Raw genomic sequence first — 14865 nt, 5'->3', positions numbered from 1 at the left:
CCGGACCACTCCACGGCGGGCCGGGCCGGTCAGCCGATCCGCCCGGCGCTCTCCGGGAGCCCGGCCGCCGGCGGGGCGGCTGCCGCCGCGGCCGGCGGGCGGCCGCCGCACATCCCGGTGGCGACCAGGTTGTCGAAGGCGGCGTTGGCGGCGGGCCCGTTGGAGACGTCATAGGGGTTGATGGAGGCGGCGAACTGGCGCTGTCCGTGGACCTCGCCGAGCATCATGGTGCTGTAGCCGGGGATGCCTCCGCCGTGGCCCCAGTACTCGCCACAGGGGCCGTCCTTCCGCTGGAGGCCCAGGCCGTAGGTGGTGCCCTCGCCGTAGGCGCTGGTCCGCTTCATCTCGCGGAGTTCGGCCGGGCCGAGCAGCCGCCCGCCGAGCAGGGCGGAGATGAACGTGGTGAGGTCGGCGGTGGTGGAGATACCGGCCCCGGCCGAGCCGGCCATGGACGGGTCGAGCGAGGTGACGTCCTCCGGGCCGCCGGCGACCTGGTAGTAACCGTTGGCGTGCGGGCCGGGAATGACGGGCGAGTTGATCGGCATCGAGGTGCCGGTCAGGCCGAGGGGCTGGATGATCCGGCGCTCGACCTCGTCGGCCCAGCTCCGGCCGGTGACCCGCTCGATCATCATCCCGGCCAGGATGTAGTTGGTGTTGGAGTAGTGCCAGCCCTGGCCGGGGGCGAAGTACGGCGGGTGGGTGTTGGCGAGGTCGACGAGCTGCTGCGGCTGGTACGACGTGTAGCGGCCGCCGCTGAGCCACGCCTGGAGCCTGGCGGGGTCCGAGAGGTCGAAGGAGGCGTCCTCGGTGTAGTTGAAGAGGCCGCTGGTGTGGTTGAGCAGCTGGCGGACGGTGATCCCCGAGCCGTTCGGCACCGCGCCGGGCAGGATCGTCTCGACGGAGTCGTCCAGCCGGATCCGGTGCTCGGCGGCGAGTTGGAGGATCACCGTCGAGACGAAGGTCTTGGTCACGCTGCCGATCCGGAACCGGCCGTCGGCGGTGGCGGGCGCGCCGGTGGCGAGGTCGGCGGTGCCGGCCGCGCGCTGCCACGTGATGCGGTAGTCCTCGCGCACCGCCGCGAGTGTGGCCGAGGCGCCGCCCGCCTTCACCATGCCGCGCACGGCGTCGTCGAGCGCCGACCGGTCCACGCGCAGCGCGGGCCCGGCGGCGGCCGGACCGGTACCGGGGGCCGCCGGCCGGTAGGGCGAGGTGCCCTGCGCGCCGGCGGCCGGGGCGAGGGTGCCCAGCAGACCCGCGCCCGCGATCACGACGACCGCCGCCCGGGCGGCCAGCGCGCTCCGTCGTCGCTGCCGCCCCCGCCCGGCGACGTCCACGCCGTCCGCCCGGTCCGCCCGGTCGTTCGCCCCGCTGTTCAGTGCCCCTGCCATGCCAGCCTCCCGCGTTCGAACGGGCGGATCCGCACAACACCCGCCCCGGTCACGACAGCTGACACTCTGACAGCCGGCCCGCACCCCGGTCGTCAGCCCCAGGGCCTGGTGCGCATCCGACCCAGGTCCCATCCTCTCCGGCCGAGTCGCTACGCCTCAGGTCGGGCACCGACCCTGACACCCCCTCGGGGGCACGTCCGGCGGCCGAGGTCAGGCGAGCGGCGCCTTGACCCGCAGCACCTCGACGAACGCCCGGATCCACGCCGGGTGGTCGGGCCAGGCGCGGGCCGAGACGACCACTCCGTCCACGACCGCCTCGCCGTCCACGTACTCGGCGCCGGCGGCGGCCACATCGGGCTCCAGCGCCGGGTAGGCGGCGCTGCGGCGGCCGGTGAGCACCCCGGCGGCGGCGGTGATCAGCGGGCCGTGGCAGATCTGCGCGACGGGCTTGTCGGCCTCGAAGAAGTGCCGGACGATCCGCTTCACGTCGGCGTTGTTGCGCAGGTACTCGGGGGCGCGGCCGCCGGGGACGACCAGCGCGACGTAGTCGGCCGGGTCCACGTCGGCGAGGGCGAGATCGGCCGGCCAGGTGTAGCCGGGCTTCTCGGTGTAGGTGTCGAAACCGTCGACGAAGTCGTGGACGACGAACTGGAGCCGCTTCCTGGTCGGCGCCGCGATGTCGACCTGGTAGCCCTCCTCGCGCAGCCGCTGGTAGGGGTAGAACACCTCCAGCGACTCCGCGGCATCACCGGTGACGAGCAGGATCTTCGATGCCATCGCGGACATCCCTCCATATGATCGACCGTCAGACATGGTGCGGGCCCGGGCCGGTGGTGTCCGGCAGGGCCTGGAACAACCTCCCGCACCGGGCGTCTCCGGCGCAACAGGGCGCACCGGGTGCAGAACAGCGCGTGAGCGGTCGCGCGCGCCCCCCTCGGACCGGGCGGGGCTCCGGGGCTGGGCGCCCCCTAGACTCCTGCTGCCCGCGCCCGCTCTCCCGGAGGGACTCCGTTCCGATGTCGGACCGCACCACCTACCTCGTCCTGCCCGGCTACCAGAACTCGGGGCCCGAGCACTGGCAGAGCCGCTGGGAGGCCGCGGAGCCGGCGGCGTTCCGGCGGGTCCGGCAGGAGGACTGGGACCACCCGGATCCGGAGTCCTGGGTGGCCCGGCTGGACGCGGCGGTCGTGGACGCGGCCGCCGACGGTCCGGTGGTCCTGGTGGCCCACAGTCTGGGCTGTGTGACGGTGGCCCGCTGGGTCGCCGCCGCTCCGGCCGGCCGGACCGCCGCCGTCCGGGGCGCGCTGCTGGTCGCGCCCGCCGACGTCGACCACGCGGACGTCCAGGAGCTGACGGGTTTCCGCCCGGTGGCCCTGCGGCCGTTCCCGTTCCCGTCGGTGGTGGTGTCCAGCACCGACGACCCCTGGGTCGCCCCGGACCGCGCCCGGGCGTTCGCCCGGGCGTGGGGCGCCCGGTACGTCGAGCCCGGCGCGTACGGTCACCTCAACGCCGAATCCGGCCTGGGCGACTGGCCGGCGGGGCGGAACCTGCTCCTGGAGCTCTGAGACATCCACGCCAGGAGGCAGGGGGTACGACAATGCCGGCAGCGCATCGCGGGGCGGTGCGGCGGCTGCTGACCGTCGCCGGGCTGCTGTCCGTGGTCCTCTACACCGAGGGCCAGTGGGAGAGCCGTTCCGGCGGCCGGATGCTGGTGGCGGACCTGCTGAACCGGCCCGAGCCACTGCTCGGCTCGGCGCTCGCCGCGCTGATCACCGCCGCCTGGCTCGGCGGGCGCCGCACGGCCACCCGGACCGCGGTCCGGGCCGTCGCGGTGACCGCCGGCGTGCTCTTCCTGATCGGGGTGCTCGCCGTCCACGTGTCCGCGGCGGACGAGACGCGCAGCCGTCAGGACGCCCCGACCCGGCCGGAGCGGACGCTGGTCGTGGTGCACCGCTCGTACGGCTCGGAGACCGAGGCCAACAGCTGGCAGATCCTGCTGGAGACCGGCTCCGGCTGGTCCGGACGGCGCTGGTCGCTCGGTACCGTCGACGGGAGGTTCCCCGGCGAGGGCGCCTTCCTGGCGGCCACCTGGACCGGCCCCGACCAGGTCACCGTGGTCACCGACACGCACCGTCGCGTCTTCAACGTGGACCCGGACACCGGCGAGCCGGTGGAGGCGCGGTAGCCGCCCGGCGTACCCGGGCCATCGAAGCCGCGCACCCGGGCCGTCGTCCGCCCGACGGCGGCCGGGCACCTGAGTACGGGTACCCACACCGCCCGGCGCGCGGGCGGAGATTCGCCCGCAGTTCGCCCGACGGCCACCCGGCGGGGCGCCGCTGCTCCTAGTCTGCGGGCGACGACCAGCACCGCCACGACAACAGTGCGAGCAAGGAGCATCCATGACGTACCGTCCGCTCGACGGCAGCAGCCCGGCTCACGACGCCCAGGACGCGGGCGGCGAGGCGGGGGCCGCCTCCTCACGGCGCCGGTTCCTGCGCGCGACCGGCGTGGTCGGTCTCGGCACCGCCTTCGCCGCCGCCGGCGCCGGTGAGGCGCTCGCGGCCCCGGCCGACGACCAGCCCGACGCCTCCGACGAGCGCGGTGCCGCCGCCGCCCGCCCCACCGGCACCCGCACGCCGGTGCGCACCGGCACCGGCCTGGACCGGCTGCCGCACCCGCTGATCATCGGCCACCGGGGCGCCCCCGGCTACCGGCCCGAGGAGACCCTGGGCTCGTACGAGCTGGCCCTGGAGCTCGGCGCGGACGTCATCGAGCCGGACCTCGTCCCGACCAGGGACGGCCACCTGGTCGTCCGGCACGAGAACAACATCGCGGAGACCACCGACGTCGCCGACCACCCCGAGTTCGCGAGCCGCAAGGCGACCAAGAACATCGACGGCCAGCAGCTCACCGGCTGGTTCACCGAGGACTTCACGCTCGCCGAGCTGCGCACCCTGCGTGCCAAGGAGCGCCTGCCGCAGCAGCGCCAGCGCAACACCCTGTACGACGGCCGGTGGCAGATCCTCACCTTCCGTGAGCTGGCCGACTTCGCCCGTAAGCGCTCGCGCGAGCTCGGCCGCGAGGTCTGGCTCTACCCGGAGACCAAGCACCCGAGCTACTTCCGCTCGATCGGCCTGCCGCTGGAGGAGCGGCTGGCAGACGAGCTGCGCCGGGCGGGCCTGGCCGGCAAGCGCGGGCGGGCGATCCTGCAGTCCTTCGAACCGAGCAGCCTGCAGCGGCTGGCCAAGCTGGTCGACAACCCGCGGATCCAGCTGCTGAGTGGCCTGACCAGCCAGCCGTACGACTTCGTGCTCTCCGGCGACAAGCGCACGGTGGCCGATCTGGTCACCCCGGCGGGCCTGCGCTGGATCGCCTCCTTCGCGCACGGCATCGGCCCGACCACCCAGCTGATCGCCCCGGTGGACGCGGCCGGGAAGCTGCTGCCGCCGACCACCCTGGTCCGCGACGCGCACGCGGCCGACCTGCTGCTGCACCCGTACACGGTGCGCAACGAGAACAGCTTCCTGCCGGTGGACTACCGGCGCGGCACCGACCCCAACGCGTACGGGGACGCGATCGGCTGGGCCCGGTACCTGTACGAGCTGGGCGTGGACGGCTTCTTCACCGACCAGACCGACACCACCGTGCTGGCCCGGCAGGACTTCTGGGCCGCCAAGGGCGTCAACTGACCCCGCCCGCACGGTGACACGCCCGTGCCCCGGACCGTTCGACGCGGTCCGGGGCACGGCGGTGTCACTGGTCGTCGGCGGGCGGCTGGCTCGGGCGCGTGGTGTGCGGCCGGCCTGATCCCGCGCTACCGCCCCCGGACGACGGCTGGCCGCTGCCGGGCGCGTTGGTGCCGGGGCCGGTCGGGCTCGTGGACGGGTCGCGCTTGGGCGGCGGGTCCGGGATGTAGACGGTGTCGAAGGTCTCCTCCGGCATGTTCCTCAGCGCCTGGTTCATGGCCAGCTGCCAGATCGGGCCCGGGCCGGTGGCGCCGAAGATCTCCGGGTAGTACCTGCCGCCGATCCGGATGTTCTTCATCGGCACGCCCTTGGACGGGCCGCCGAGCCAGACCGAGGCGGCCAGGTTGGCGGTGTAGCCGCTGAACCAGGCCGACTTCTTCTCGTCGGTGGTGCCGGTCTTGCCCGCGATCTGCCGGCCGTCGTCCAGGCCGAGGTCGCGCGCGGTGCCGCCCTTCTCGGTCACCCCGAGCAGGACGGTGTTGATGACGTCCGCGGTGTTCTCGGACATCACCCGCTCGCACTTGGCGGGGCTCACCGGCACGTCCTTGCCGTCCATCGTGGTGATCCCGCTGATCGCCAGCGGCGCGCAGTGGGTGCCCCCGGCGGCGAAGGTGGCGTAGACGTTCGCCATCACCAGCGGGCTCACCTCCTGGGTGCCGAGGCCCAGCGCGGGCAGCTCCTGGAGCGGATCACCGCTCGCCTTGCCCGCGACACCCAGCTTGTTGGCCATCTGCTTGACCGCGCAGAGGCCGATCTCCTGCTCCATCTGCACGAAGTAGGTGTTCACCGAGAGGGCCATCGCCTGCTTCAGGTCGTACGGACCCTCCTCACTGGAGGACTCGTTGGGGATCGAGCCGCCCTTCTTGCCCTTCTCCAGGTTCTTCCAGGTGCCGTCGCAGGTCTTGATCGTCGGCCAGTCCATCCGGTTCGGCGACGGGTACGACTGGGTGGCCGGCAGCCCGGCCTCCAGGGCGGCGGCGGCCACGATCGGCTTGAAGTTGGAGCCGGGCTGGAAGCCGTTGCCGCCGCCCATCGCCGCGTCCACGTTGTAGTTGACGACGGTCTCGTTCTTGTTCGGGTCCAGCCCGTAGGGGCGGGTCTGGGCCATCGCCAGGATCTTGCCGCTGCCCGGCTCGACCATGGTCACGGCCGCCGAGACCGGGTCGGTGACGTAGACCCGCTTGGTCACCGCGTTCTGGGCGGCGGCCTGCTTGTCCGGGTCCAGGGTGGTGTAGATGTTCAGCCCGCCCTGGTCCCACAGCTTCTTGCGCTCGGCGGCGGTCTTGCCGAACACCGGGTCCTGCCTGACCACGTGCCGGACGTAGTCGCAGAAGAAGCCCATGCCCGCGTTGGCCATGATGCAGCCGCTCTGCGGGTCCTTGTAGCGGAGGCCGAGCGGGGCGGCCTTGGCGTCCCGCGCCTGCTCGGCGGTGATGTGCTTGTTCTCCACCATCTTGTCGATGACGGTGTCCCGGCGCTTCTGCGCGGCCACCGGGTGCAGCTTCGGGTCGTACTGGGAGGGGTTCTGCACCAGGCCCGCGAGCGTGGCCGCCTCGGGGAGCGTCAGGTCGATGGCGTCCTTGCTGAAGTACCGCTGGGAGGCCGCCTGGATGCCGTACGCCTGGTGCCCGTAGAAGGTGATGTTCAGGTAGTTGGTGAGGATCTGATCCTTCGTCAGGTCCTCTTCCAGCTTGATGGCGTACTTGAGCTCCTGGATCTTGCGGCCCAGCGTCTTGCGCTGCGCCTCCAGGACGGCGGCCTGGTCGTCGCCGGCCTTCTCGACGTTGACGTTCTTCACGTACTGCTGGGTCAGGGTCGAGGCGCCCTGCACGGTGGCGCCGCTCTCCGCGTTCTTGGTGATGGCCCGGAGGACACCCTTGAGGTCGACCGCGCCGTGCTCGTAGAAGCGGGCGTCCTCGATGTCCACCTGGGCCTGGCGTATCAGGGGGGACATCCGGTCGGCGGTGATCACCGTGCGGTCACGCTCGAAGACCTTGGCGATCAGGCCGCCCTTGGCGTCGAAGATCTGGGTGGCCTGGGTGAGCGGCGGGGCCTTGAAGTCGTCCGGAATGTTCTCGAAGCTCTCGACACCGCTCTTCGCACCGAGGCCGAGCGCCCCCGCCGCGGGCAGCACCAGACCCGCCAGCAGGACGCCGCCCAGCGTGCTGTAGCCGAGGAACTTCGCCGCGTGGCCGGCCAGGGCGAGCGGGGTGGCGCGGCGCCGGGGTCGCGGCACCCACGTGTCGCCCGGGTCCGGGGAAGGTATGCGGCTCTTCGGTGGCATAGCTGGAACACTACGTCCACGAAAACCGTGCGTGGGGCGGGTGTTCGCCAAGCCAGGTTACAAATCTGCGACAGATTCGCCACGTTCGGATCGCTCGGCGCAGGCCCGCCGGGGAGGCCCCGCGCCGAGCGGGCCGTTCGCCCACGGCCCGTCCCACCGCGGGCGGTTCGGCTCCGGCGGCGACCGCCCTGCCCGGCCCCGCGCCGGCCGCGGTGACGCGGGGCGGACGGAGACCCGGGGCACGGACGGCGGGCCGGTCCGGGGCCCCGGCCGGACGGCCGGGCGGCGGGTGTCCCCGGCGGTGCGGTGGCCGGTGACCAGGAAGTCCGTCACCACCGCGCCCCCGCAGGCGCTCCCGTTGGCGACGTGGGCATCGTGGCCGCCCGAGCCGACGACCACCATCCGGGCCCGCGTGCCGAACGCCTCGCGGAGGCGGAGGGCGCCCTGGTAGGGCGTGGCCGGATCCCGCAGGTTCCGGGCGAGCAGGATGGTGGACGGGCCCCGGTCGGTGCCCCGCACCGGCGGCTCGGCGGGCGCGTACGGCCGGAAGGCACAGGGCATGATGCCGGCGGGCCGCCCGCCCCATCCGGTCAACCGGCCTTTGCGGGGTGGGGAGTTCCCTGCCCCGACACCGCCTCAGCCGGAGCGGCGTTTCCTGCGCAGGCCGGCCGCGGCGGCCACGGCGGCGATCACCACCAGCAGGCCGAGGGCGCCGTTCGACGGCCCGCCGGACGAGTCGCCGGCGGAGGCGGCGGCGGGCGCCCCGGAGGGCGGCGGGGCGGGTGCGGTCGCAGGGGGCGAGGACGGCGAGGTGGACGGTACCGGCTGCACGGTGTCCGGGAGTTGGCCGTCGCCGAGCGGTGAGCGCCAGACCGGACTGCCCTTTCCCTCGCTGCCGTAGAGCAGCGCCCGGCCGTCCGCGGTGAAGGTGACCGACTCGCCCTGGCGCTGCAACGGCGCGCTGAGCGGCGTGGGCTGACCGGGTGCACCGTCCTGCCAGCGGTAGAGGGTGGCGGAGAAGTAGCCGCGCAGGACGAGCCGGGTGCCGTCCGGCGAGAAGGCGCCGTCCGTGGTCCAGGGGGCGTCGCCGATCCGGCGGAAGGTGTTGACGCCGGTGGCCGACAGCTTCTCGGGGCCCTGGTAGAGGCCGCCGCCGCCCTGCTTCTTGCTGGCGATGTAGGCCCGGCCGGTCACCGGGTGGACCATCAGTGCCTCGGCGTCGCGCGGCCCGTCCTCGTAGCGCACCCGGTAGCGGACGGCGTCCACGGTCTGGTCGCGCAGCTCGGCGGGTTCGGCGAAGGCGTAGATCCAGACCTCGGGCCAGGTGCCGCCGAGGTTGTCCCCGATGTCGCCGAGGCAGAGCCGTCCGTCGGGGCCGAGCGAGATCGCCTCGACGTCGCGCGGCTTGACGCCGCGCAGGGTGACGGTGGCGACGGTGCGGCCCTCGCTGTCGACGGCGTAGACGTAGGGGCCGTCGTCGCTGTCGTTGTGCGTCCAGTAGACGCCCGGGTGGGCCTGGCTGGCGGCGAGGCCGCTGGACTCGGTGATGCGCGGGTCGGTGAGGGTGAACAGCTCGCCGGCGCCGTCGGCCGCGCGGGCGGGCCCGCCACCCGCCCCGACCGCGCAGGCGGCCGCGAGCAGCACCGCCGAGGCGCGCACCGCCCCCCGGTACCGCTCCCGCGCCGTGTCCGTTCGCATCCTCAGCACCCGGCGATCCTCCCACGAGGGCCCGCGCCGGGGGGCTCGGGCTCCGCCCACCCCTTTTCGTCACCTTGACGAGATTGCGGACTCCGCAATATCGTCCTAGTGACGAAAAGAGGGAGTAACTCATGGCCGACATCAGCAAGCGCTTCGGACTGCGCCATCTGCGCGCCGTCCCCACCGCCCACATCCGCCACCTGAACCGAGGGGAGATCGCCCACGAGGGCACCGGGCTGGCCTTCTGGTTCCGCCCGCTCACCGCCGCCCTCTCCGAGGTGCCGGTGGACGACCGCGAACTCGCCATGCTCTTCCACGCCCGCACCTCCGACTTCCAGGACGTCACCGTCCAGGCCACGCTCACCTACCGGATCACCGAACCGGCCACCGCGGCCACCCGCGTGGACTTCGGCATCGACCCGGACACCGGCGCCTGGCGCGCCGCCCCGCTCGACCAGCTCGCCACCCTGCTCACCGAGACCGCCCAGCAGCACGCCCTCGGCCTGCTCGCCCGCACCCCGCTCGCCACCGCGCTGGTCGACGGTGTCAGCGCGGTCCGCGAGCGGATGGCCGCCGGGCTCGCCGCCGAGCCCCGGATCACCGAGACCGGGCTCGCCGTGATCGCCGTCCGGGTGGTCGCGCTGCGCCCCGAGCCGGAGGTGGAGCGCGCGCTGCGCACCCCCGCCCGCGAACTGGTCCAGCAGGAGGCCGACCGGGCCACCTTCGAGCGGCGGGCCGTCGCCGTGGAGCACGAGCGCGGCATCGCCGAGAACGAACTCGCCAACCGGATCGAACTGGCCCGCCGGGAGGAACAGTTGCTCGCCCAGCAGGGCGCCAACAGCCGGCTCCAGGCGGAGGAGGAGGCGGTCGCCGACAAGGTCCGCACCGAGGCCGAGGCCGAGCGCCGCACCCGGCTCGCCACCGCCGAGGCCGACGCCGCCCGCGCCCTCGGCGACGCCCGCGCCGCCGCCGAGGCGGCCTGGCTGACCGCCCACCAGCAGGCCGACCCGGGCGTCCTGCGGGCGCTCGCCCTGATGCGGCTGGCGGAGCACCTGCCCCGGATCGACAGCGTCACCCTCACCCCGGACGTGCTCACCGGGCTGCTGGCCAGGCTCGGCGCACCGGCGGGCGCCCAGGGCGGCGGTCCCAGCGGGGGCAACGGCGGCGGGGCCGGACGGTGAGCCTCGCACCGAGGGCGGTCCTGGTGCACCGCCGCACCGAGTACGACGAACTGCTCGCCCACCACGGCACGCCCGGCCAGGCCGCGTTCTTCCTCTCCTCCCGGGGCCGGTCCGCCGAGGAGGTGGAACAGCGCCACCGCCGGCAGACCGAGGCGCTGGGCAGGGCCGCGGCCGCCGTGCCGCTGGACTGGCGGCGCACCCGGGTGGAGCGGACCGACCTGCCGCGCTTCCTGTTCGAGCCGGAGGACGTGGTGGTCGTGGTCGGCCAGGACGGACTGGTCGCCAACGTCGCCAAGTACCTGGACGGGCAGCCGGTGATCGGGGTGGACGGCGACCCCGGCCGCAACCCCGGCGTGCTGGTCCGGCACCGCGCCTCCGCGCTCTCCGCCCTGCTCCCGGCCGCCGTCAGCCGCACCGGCGCCCGGCACCTGGAGGAGCGCACCATGGTCGAGGCGGTCGCGGACGACACCCAGCGGCTGCTGGCCCTGAACGAGGTGTACCTCGGGCAGCCGGGCCACCAGACGGCGCGCTACCGCCTGGCGGTGAGCGGCGGCGAGGCGGAGCCGCAGGCCTCGTCGGGCGTGTTGGTCGGCACCGGGACCGGCGCCACCGGCTGGTGCCGCTCGGCCTGGCTGGAGCGCGGCGGCCCGGTCCAGCTGCCGGAGGCGGTCGCGCCGGCGCTCGCCTGGTTCGTCCGCGAGGCGTGGCCCTCCCCCGCGACCGGCACCAGCCGGGTGCACGGGGTGCTCGACGGCGGCCGGGAGCTGGTGCTGACGGTCGAGTCCGAGCGGCTGGTCGCCTTCGGGGACGGCATCGAGGCGGACGCGCTGGAGCTGACCTGGGGCCAGAGCATCCGGGTGGGCGTCGCCGCGTCCCGGCTGCGGCTGCTGGTGTGACGGCGTCGGCTGCGGCCGCTCGGCACCGGGGCTCCCGGCGCCGGGGCGGCCCTACGGCAGGGTCAGGACGCGCGGGCCGTCCTCGGTGATCGCCACGGTGTGCTCGATGTGCGCGGCCCGGCTGCCGTCGGTGGTGCGCAGCGTCCAGCCGTCCGGGTCGGTGCAGTAGTCGTCCCGGCCGCCGGCCGTGAGCATCGGCTCGATGGCGAGCACCAGCCCGGGCCTGAGCGGGTAACCCCGGCCCGGGCGGCCCTCGTTGGGCACGTGCGGGTCCTCGTGCATCCGCCGCCCGATCCCGTGGCCGCCGAAGCCCTCCGGCAGGCCGTAACGGGCGCCGCGCGCGACGCCGGCGATCGCGTGCGCGATGTCGCCGGTCCGGTTGCCGACGACGGCCGCGGCGATCCCGGCCTCCAGTGCCCGCCGGGTGGCGTCGATCAGCTCCCGGTCGCCCGGCCTCGGGAGGCCGACGCTGAAGCTGACGGCGGCGTCGCCCGCCCAGCCGTCCAGCACCGCGCCGCAGTCGATGCTGACCAGGTCGCCGTCGCGCAACCGGTAGCCGTCCGGGATTCCGTGCACCACGGCGTCGTTGACGGAGGCGCAGATCACCGCGGGGAACGGCACCGGCGCGAACGACGGCCGGTACCCGAGGAAGGGCGAGGTCGCCCCGGCGTCGCGCAGCACCCCGCGCGCCACCTCGTCCAGCTCCAGCAGGCTGACGCCCACCGCCGCCGCGCCCTCCACGGCGGCCAGGGCGTCGGCCACCACCCGCCCGGCCTCGCGCATCGCGGCGAGCGCCGGATCCGACTTGAGCTCCACCATGGTTTCGACTCCCCTCATCAACCCAATTCTTATACCGGTATTTGTATCACGCTCCCCGGCCCTCCCCACTCCGGCCCGCCAGCACCTCGCTCCGTCTCCCCCGCCGCACCCCCTACTATCGAAACCATGGTGAGGACTCCACTGACACCCTGGGAGCGCGAGCGCGGCGAGCGCTTCGGCGCGCTGCTGCGCGAGGCGCGCGGCGAGCGCAGCATGGTCGAGGTCGCGGCGGCCGCCGGCGTCTCCGCGGAGACCCTGCGCAAGATCGAGACGGGCCGCGCCCCCACTCCCGCCTTCTTCACCATCGCCGCCCTGGCCTTCGCCCTCGACCTCTCCCTCGACGAACTCGCCGCCGCCTGTGCCCTCACCGACGACGGGCAGGCGCTGTCCGCGTAGAGCACGGCCGGACGGCCGGACGGCGGCGGATGCCGCCACTCGACCGTCCGGGGCCGTTCGGGGCCGGGGCTCAGGGCTCAGGGCTCAGGGCTCAGGGCTCAGGCCGTGATGCCGCCGTCCAGGACGAGGTCGGCGCCGACGGTGAAGCCCGCCTCGGGGGAGGCGAGATGGAGGACGGCGGCGGCGATCTCCTCGACGGCGCCGGAGCGGCCGACGGGGACCTGGACCTTCATCCGGTCGGCCTTCTCGGCGGCGCCCTCGCCGGGGCGGGTGGACATGGCGGTCTCGACCGGGCCGGGGCTGACCGAGTTGATCCGCACGCCGTCGCCGATGTGGTCACGGGCCGCACTGCGGGTGAGGGTGCTGATGGCCGCCTTGGAGACGGCGTAGGCACCGAGGCCGGGCAGCCGCAGGTGAACTCCGAGGTTGGAGGCGATGTTGACGATGGCGCCGCCACCGTTGGCCCGCATGTGGGCTATCTCGTACTTCATGGCGAGCCAGGTGCCGGTCAGGTTGGTGTCCAGGACGCGCCGCCATTCGTCCTCCTCCAGGTCCGCGACGGGTGCGGGGGTACCGAGGATCCCGGCGTTGTTGACGGCGACGTCCAGACCGCCGAAGTGCTCGACGGTCTCCCGGACCAGACGGGCGGCGTCCTGACTGTTCGTCACATCGGCGACCAGGGCGACGGCCTTGCCGCCCTCCCGCTCGACCAGGCCGACCGTCTCAACGAGCGAGCTCCCGGTGCGGCCCGCGACGGCGACCCGGGCGCCCTCCCGGGCGAAGGCGAGGGCGATGGCGCGGCCGATGCCGCTGCCGCCACCGGTGACGAGGACGGACTGGTCGGCGAATCGCGTGGTCATGAGAAGTGCTCCTTGGCAACCCTAGGGAAGGGGCGGATGCGGATCCGGGAACGGCGGCGACGCCCGCCCAGGAGGTCGCACAGACCCCAGATATATTGATCGTTCGGTCCAGTATTGAGCCAGAAAAATGGCCGGTCCACGAAGAGGACCGGCGACGGGACGCCGACCGGGCACACCCCGGCCGGCACCGCGAAACCCTCAGTCCAGCAGCGCCAGCGCCAGCTCGGCCGCGTCGTGCAGCCGGGCCGCGCCGTCGCCGACCTTGCCGATCACGCGCATGCCCTGCATCAGCACCAGCAGCATCCGCGCCAGCGCCCGCGGATCACGGCCGCCGGGCAGCTCCCCCTGCGCCTGCGCGCGAACCAGGGCGGCGGCGAGCACCGTCTCCAGGTGGCCGAGGCTCGCCTCCACCCGGCGAGCCGCGGCCGGTTCGTGCGGGGCGAGTTCGACCGCCGTGTTGGTGACGAAACAGCCGCGCCTGAGATCGTCCTCGGCGGCCTCCCGCGCATAGCGGCGGACCAGCGCGCGGACGGCCGGCAGCACCGGCCCGGGCTGGGACAGCTCGGCCAGCAGCACCGGCTCGTTCTGCTCGCCGTAGCGCTCCAGCGCGCGCAGATAGAGCTCGCACTTGCTGCCGAAGGTGGCGTAGATGCTGGCACGGGCGATCCCGAGCTCCTCGACCAGGTCGGCCATCGAGGTGGCCTCGTAGCCGCGCCGCCAGAACAGCTCAAGAGCCGACTGGAGCACCGCGTCGGGGTCGAATTCCTTGGTACGCGCCATGCCTGAACGCTATCCCTATCTAGATCGATCGGTCAAGAAAGGCCGCAGCCACTCACCGCTCTTCGCGCCCCGCGCGATCCGACGCTCCCCGGCACCCACCGGCGCGCCCCGGCGCACCGCTTCGGACCCCGATCCGCCCCGGGCTCGCGACAACCCGGCATAAGCAACAGTTAATTGACGACACATTGTCAAATGGACTAGACCACCGCTAGCTTTGCTCCACCATTCCTCCTCCCCCCACAGGAGGCGCTTCCCCATGTCAGTACACCCCCGACACGCGGTGGACACCGCCCGACCCCTCGTTCTGACGGCCTTCCGGATCGTCGTCGGACTGCTCTTCGCCTGCCACGGAGCCGCCTCGCTGTTCGGCGTGCTCGGCGGTGTCAAGGGCGGCGGCTCCGTCCCGGCCGGCCAGTGGCCCGGCTGGTGGGCCGCGCTGATCCAACTCGTCGGTGGCGGACTGGTCCTGGCCGGTCTCGGCACCAGGGCCGCCGCGCTGCTCTGCTCCGGCTCCATGGCCTACGCCTACTTCACCGTCCACCAGGAGCACGCCCTGCTCCCGATCCAGAACGGCGGCGAGGCCTCGGTGATGTTCTGCTGGGCGTTCCTCGCGATCGCCGTGCTCGGCCCGGGTCCGTTCGCGCTGGACCGCCTGCTGCCCCGACGGGTCGGCCGCCGGGGAGCCCGAGCCGGGGAAGGGACCGATCGCACCCGGCACGGCTCGCAGCCGACGCCGACCGGCTGACCGGCTGACCGGCTGACCGGCTGACCGGCCGGCCAGGCTGAAACCCGCCCGGTCGAAACCGAACCGGGCGGA

Annotated in this window: 15 protein-coding genes; 7 read left to right on the top strand and 8 right to left on the bottom strand. The window is 73.8% G+C overall.

Annotated features, from left to right (window positions below):
• Positions 1–29: 29 nt before the first annotated feature.
• On the bottom strand, positions 30–1388 hold the full coding sequence (locus ACIO5D_RS18735; protein WP_400759325.1) for a serine hydrolase domain-containing protein: 1359 nt from the start codon (positions 1386–1388) through the stop codon (positions 30–32).
• Between the two features lie 210 nt (positions 1389–1598).
• Positions 1599–2165, bottom strand: coding sequence for a DJ-1/PfpI family protein (locus ACIO5D_RS18730; RefSeq protein ID WP_363612722.1), 567 nt, complete (start codon positions 2163–2165; stop codon positions 1599–1601).
• A 239-nt stretch (positions 2166–2404) separates the two neighbouring features.
• Here ACIO5D_RS18730 and ACIO5D_RS18725 point away from each other — a divergent pair, with 239 nt between their 5' ends.
• The 3 genes from ACIO5D_RS18725 to ACIO5D_RS18715 all read left to right on the top strand — a co-directional run bounded on the left by ACIO5D_RS18725 (position 2405) and on the right by ACIO5D_RS18715 (position 5077).
• Positions 2405–2953, top strand: coding sequence for an RBBP9/YdeN family alpha/beta hydrolase (locus ACIO5D_RS18725; protein WP_400796432.1), 549 nt, complete (start codon positions 2405–2407; stop codon positions 2951–2953).
• A 32-nt stretch (positions 2954–2985) separates the two neighbouring features.
• The gene (locus ACIO5D_RS18720) at positions 2986–3573 is read left to right on the top strand and encodes a hypothetical protein (RefSeq protein ID WP_400796429.1); all 588 of its coding nucleotides are present in this window, start codon (positions 2986–2988) and stop codon (positions 3571–3573) included.
• 214 nt (positions 3574–3787) lie between these two features.
• A complete protein-coding gene (locus tag ACIO5D_RS18715; RefSeq protein WP_400796426.1) occupies positions 3788–5077 on the top strand; it encodes a glycerophosphodiester phosphodiesterase in 1290 nt (429 codons plus the stop codon).
• A gap of 64 nt (positions 5078–5141) precedes the next feature.
• On the opposite strand, the gene ACIO5D_RS18710 is transcribed toward ACIO5D_RS18715, so the two are convergent.
• The 3 genes from ACIO5D_RS18710 to ACIO5D_RS18700 form a co-directional block, all read right to left on the bottom strand.
• Entirely contained in the window at positions 5142–7418 is a 2277-nt protein-coding gene (locus ACIO5D_RS18710) for a transglycosylase domain-containing protein (RefSeq protein ID WP_400796423.1), read from the bottom strand.
• 57 nt (positions 7419–7475) lie between these two features.
• The gene (locus tag ACIO5D_RS18705; protein WP_400796420.1) at positions 7476–7979 is read right to left on the bottom strand and encodes an alpha/beta hydrolase; all 504 of its coding nucleotides are present in this window, start codon (positions 7977–7979) and stop codon (positions 7476–7478) included.
• 75 nt (positions 7980–8054) lie between these two features.
• A complete protein-coding gene (locus tag ACIO5D_RS18700) occupies positions 8055–9116 on the bottom strand; it encodes a hypothetical protein (RefSeq protein WP_400796417.1) in 1062 nt (353 codons plus the stop codon).
• A 131-nt stretch (positions 9117–9247) separates the two neighbouring features.
• On the opposite strand from ACIO5D_RS18700, the gene ACIO5D_RS18695 reads away from it, so the two are divergent.
• Complete coding sequence (locus tag ACIO5D_RS18695) at positions 9248–10297, top strand: SPFH domain-containing protein (RefSeq protein ID WP_400652788.1); 1050 nt, start codon at positions 9248–9250, stop codon at positions 10295–10297.
• Positions 10294–11193: a hypothetical protein gene (locus ACIO5D_RS18690; protein ID WP_363612708.1), complete on the top strand. Its 900-nt coding sequence runs from the start codon at positions 10294–10296 to the stop codon at positions 11191–11193. Before ACIO5D_RS18695 ends, ACIO5D_RS18690 begins: the two co-directional genes overlap by 4 nt.
• Before the next feature lie 51 nt (positions 11194–11244).
• Here ACIO5D_RS18690 and map read toward each other — a convergent pair whose 3' ends face one another.
• Positions 11245–12012 (bottom strand): type I methionyl aminopeptidase, encoded by a 768-nt coding sequence (gene map, locus ACIO5D_RS18685; RefSeq protein WP_363612762.1) that lies wholly within the window; start codon positions 12010–12012, stop codon positions 11245–11247.
• A gap of 126 nt (positions 12013–12138) precedes the next feature.
• On the opposite strand from map, the gene ACIO5D_RS18680 reads away from it, so the two are divergent.
• Entirely contained in the window at positions 12139–12408 is a 270-nt protein-coding gene (locus ACIO5D_RS18680) for a helix-turn-helix transcriptional regulator (protein ID WP_363612706.1), read from the top strand.
• 98 nt (positions 12409–12506) lie between these two features.
• Here the strand turns inward: ACIO5D_RS18680 and ACIO5D_RS18675 are convergent, their stop codons facing one another.
• Together ACIO5D_RS18675 and ACIO5D_RS18670 are read right to left on the bottom strand one after the other, a co-directional pair.
• Positions 12507–13268, bottom strand: coding sequence for an SDR family NAD(P)-dependent oxidoreductase (locus tag ACIO5D_RS18675; protein ID WP_400652783.1), 762 nt, complete (start codon positions 13266–13268; stop codon positions 12507–12509).
• Positions 13269–13466: 198 nt separating this feature from the next.
• Entirely contained in the window at positions 13467–14048 is a 582-nt protein-coding gene (locus tag ACIO5D_RS18670) for a TetR family transcriptional regulator C-terminal domain-containing protein (protein WP_363612702.1), read from the bottom strand.
• 256 nt (positions 14049–14304) lie between these two features.
• Here ACIO5D_RS18670 and ACIO5D_RS18665 point away from each other — a divergent pair, with 256 nt between their 5' ends.
• Entirely contained in the window at positions 14305–14793 is a 489-nt protein-coding gene (locus ACIO5D_RS18665; protein ID WP_400796414.1) for a DoxX family protein, read from the top strand.
• The last annotated feature ends 72 nt before the right edge of the window (positions 14794–14865 follow it).

The sequence above is a fragment of the Kitasatospora sp. NPDC087315 genome (assembly GCF_044744345.1).
GTDB lineage: Bacteria > Actinomycetota > Actinomycetes > Streptomycetales > Streptomycetaceae > Kitasatospora.
Note: the sequence above shows the minus strand (reverse complement) of the source record. Positions and strands in the feature narration are given on the sequence as shown.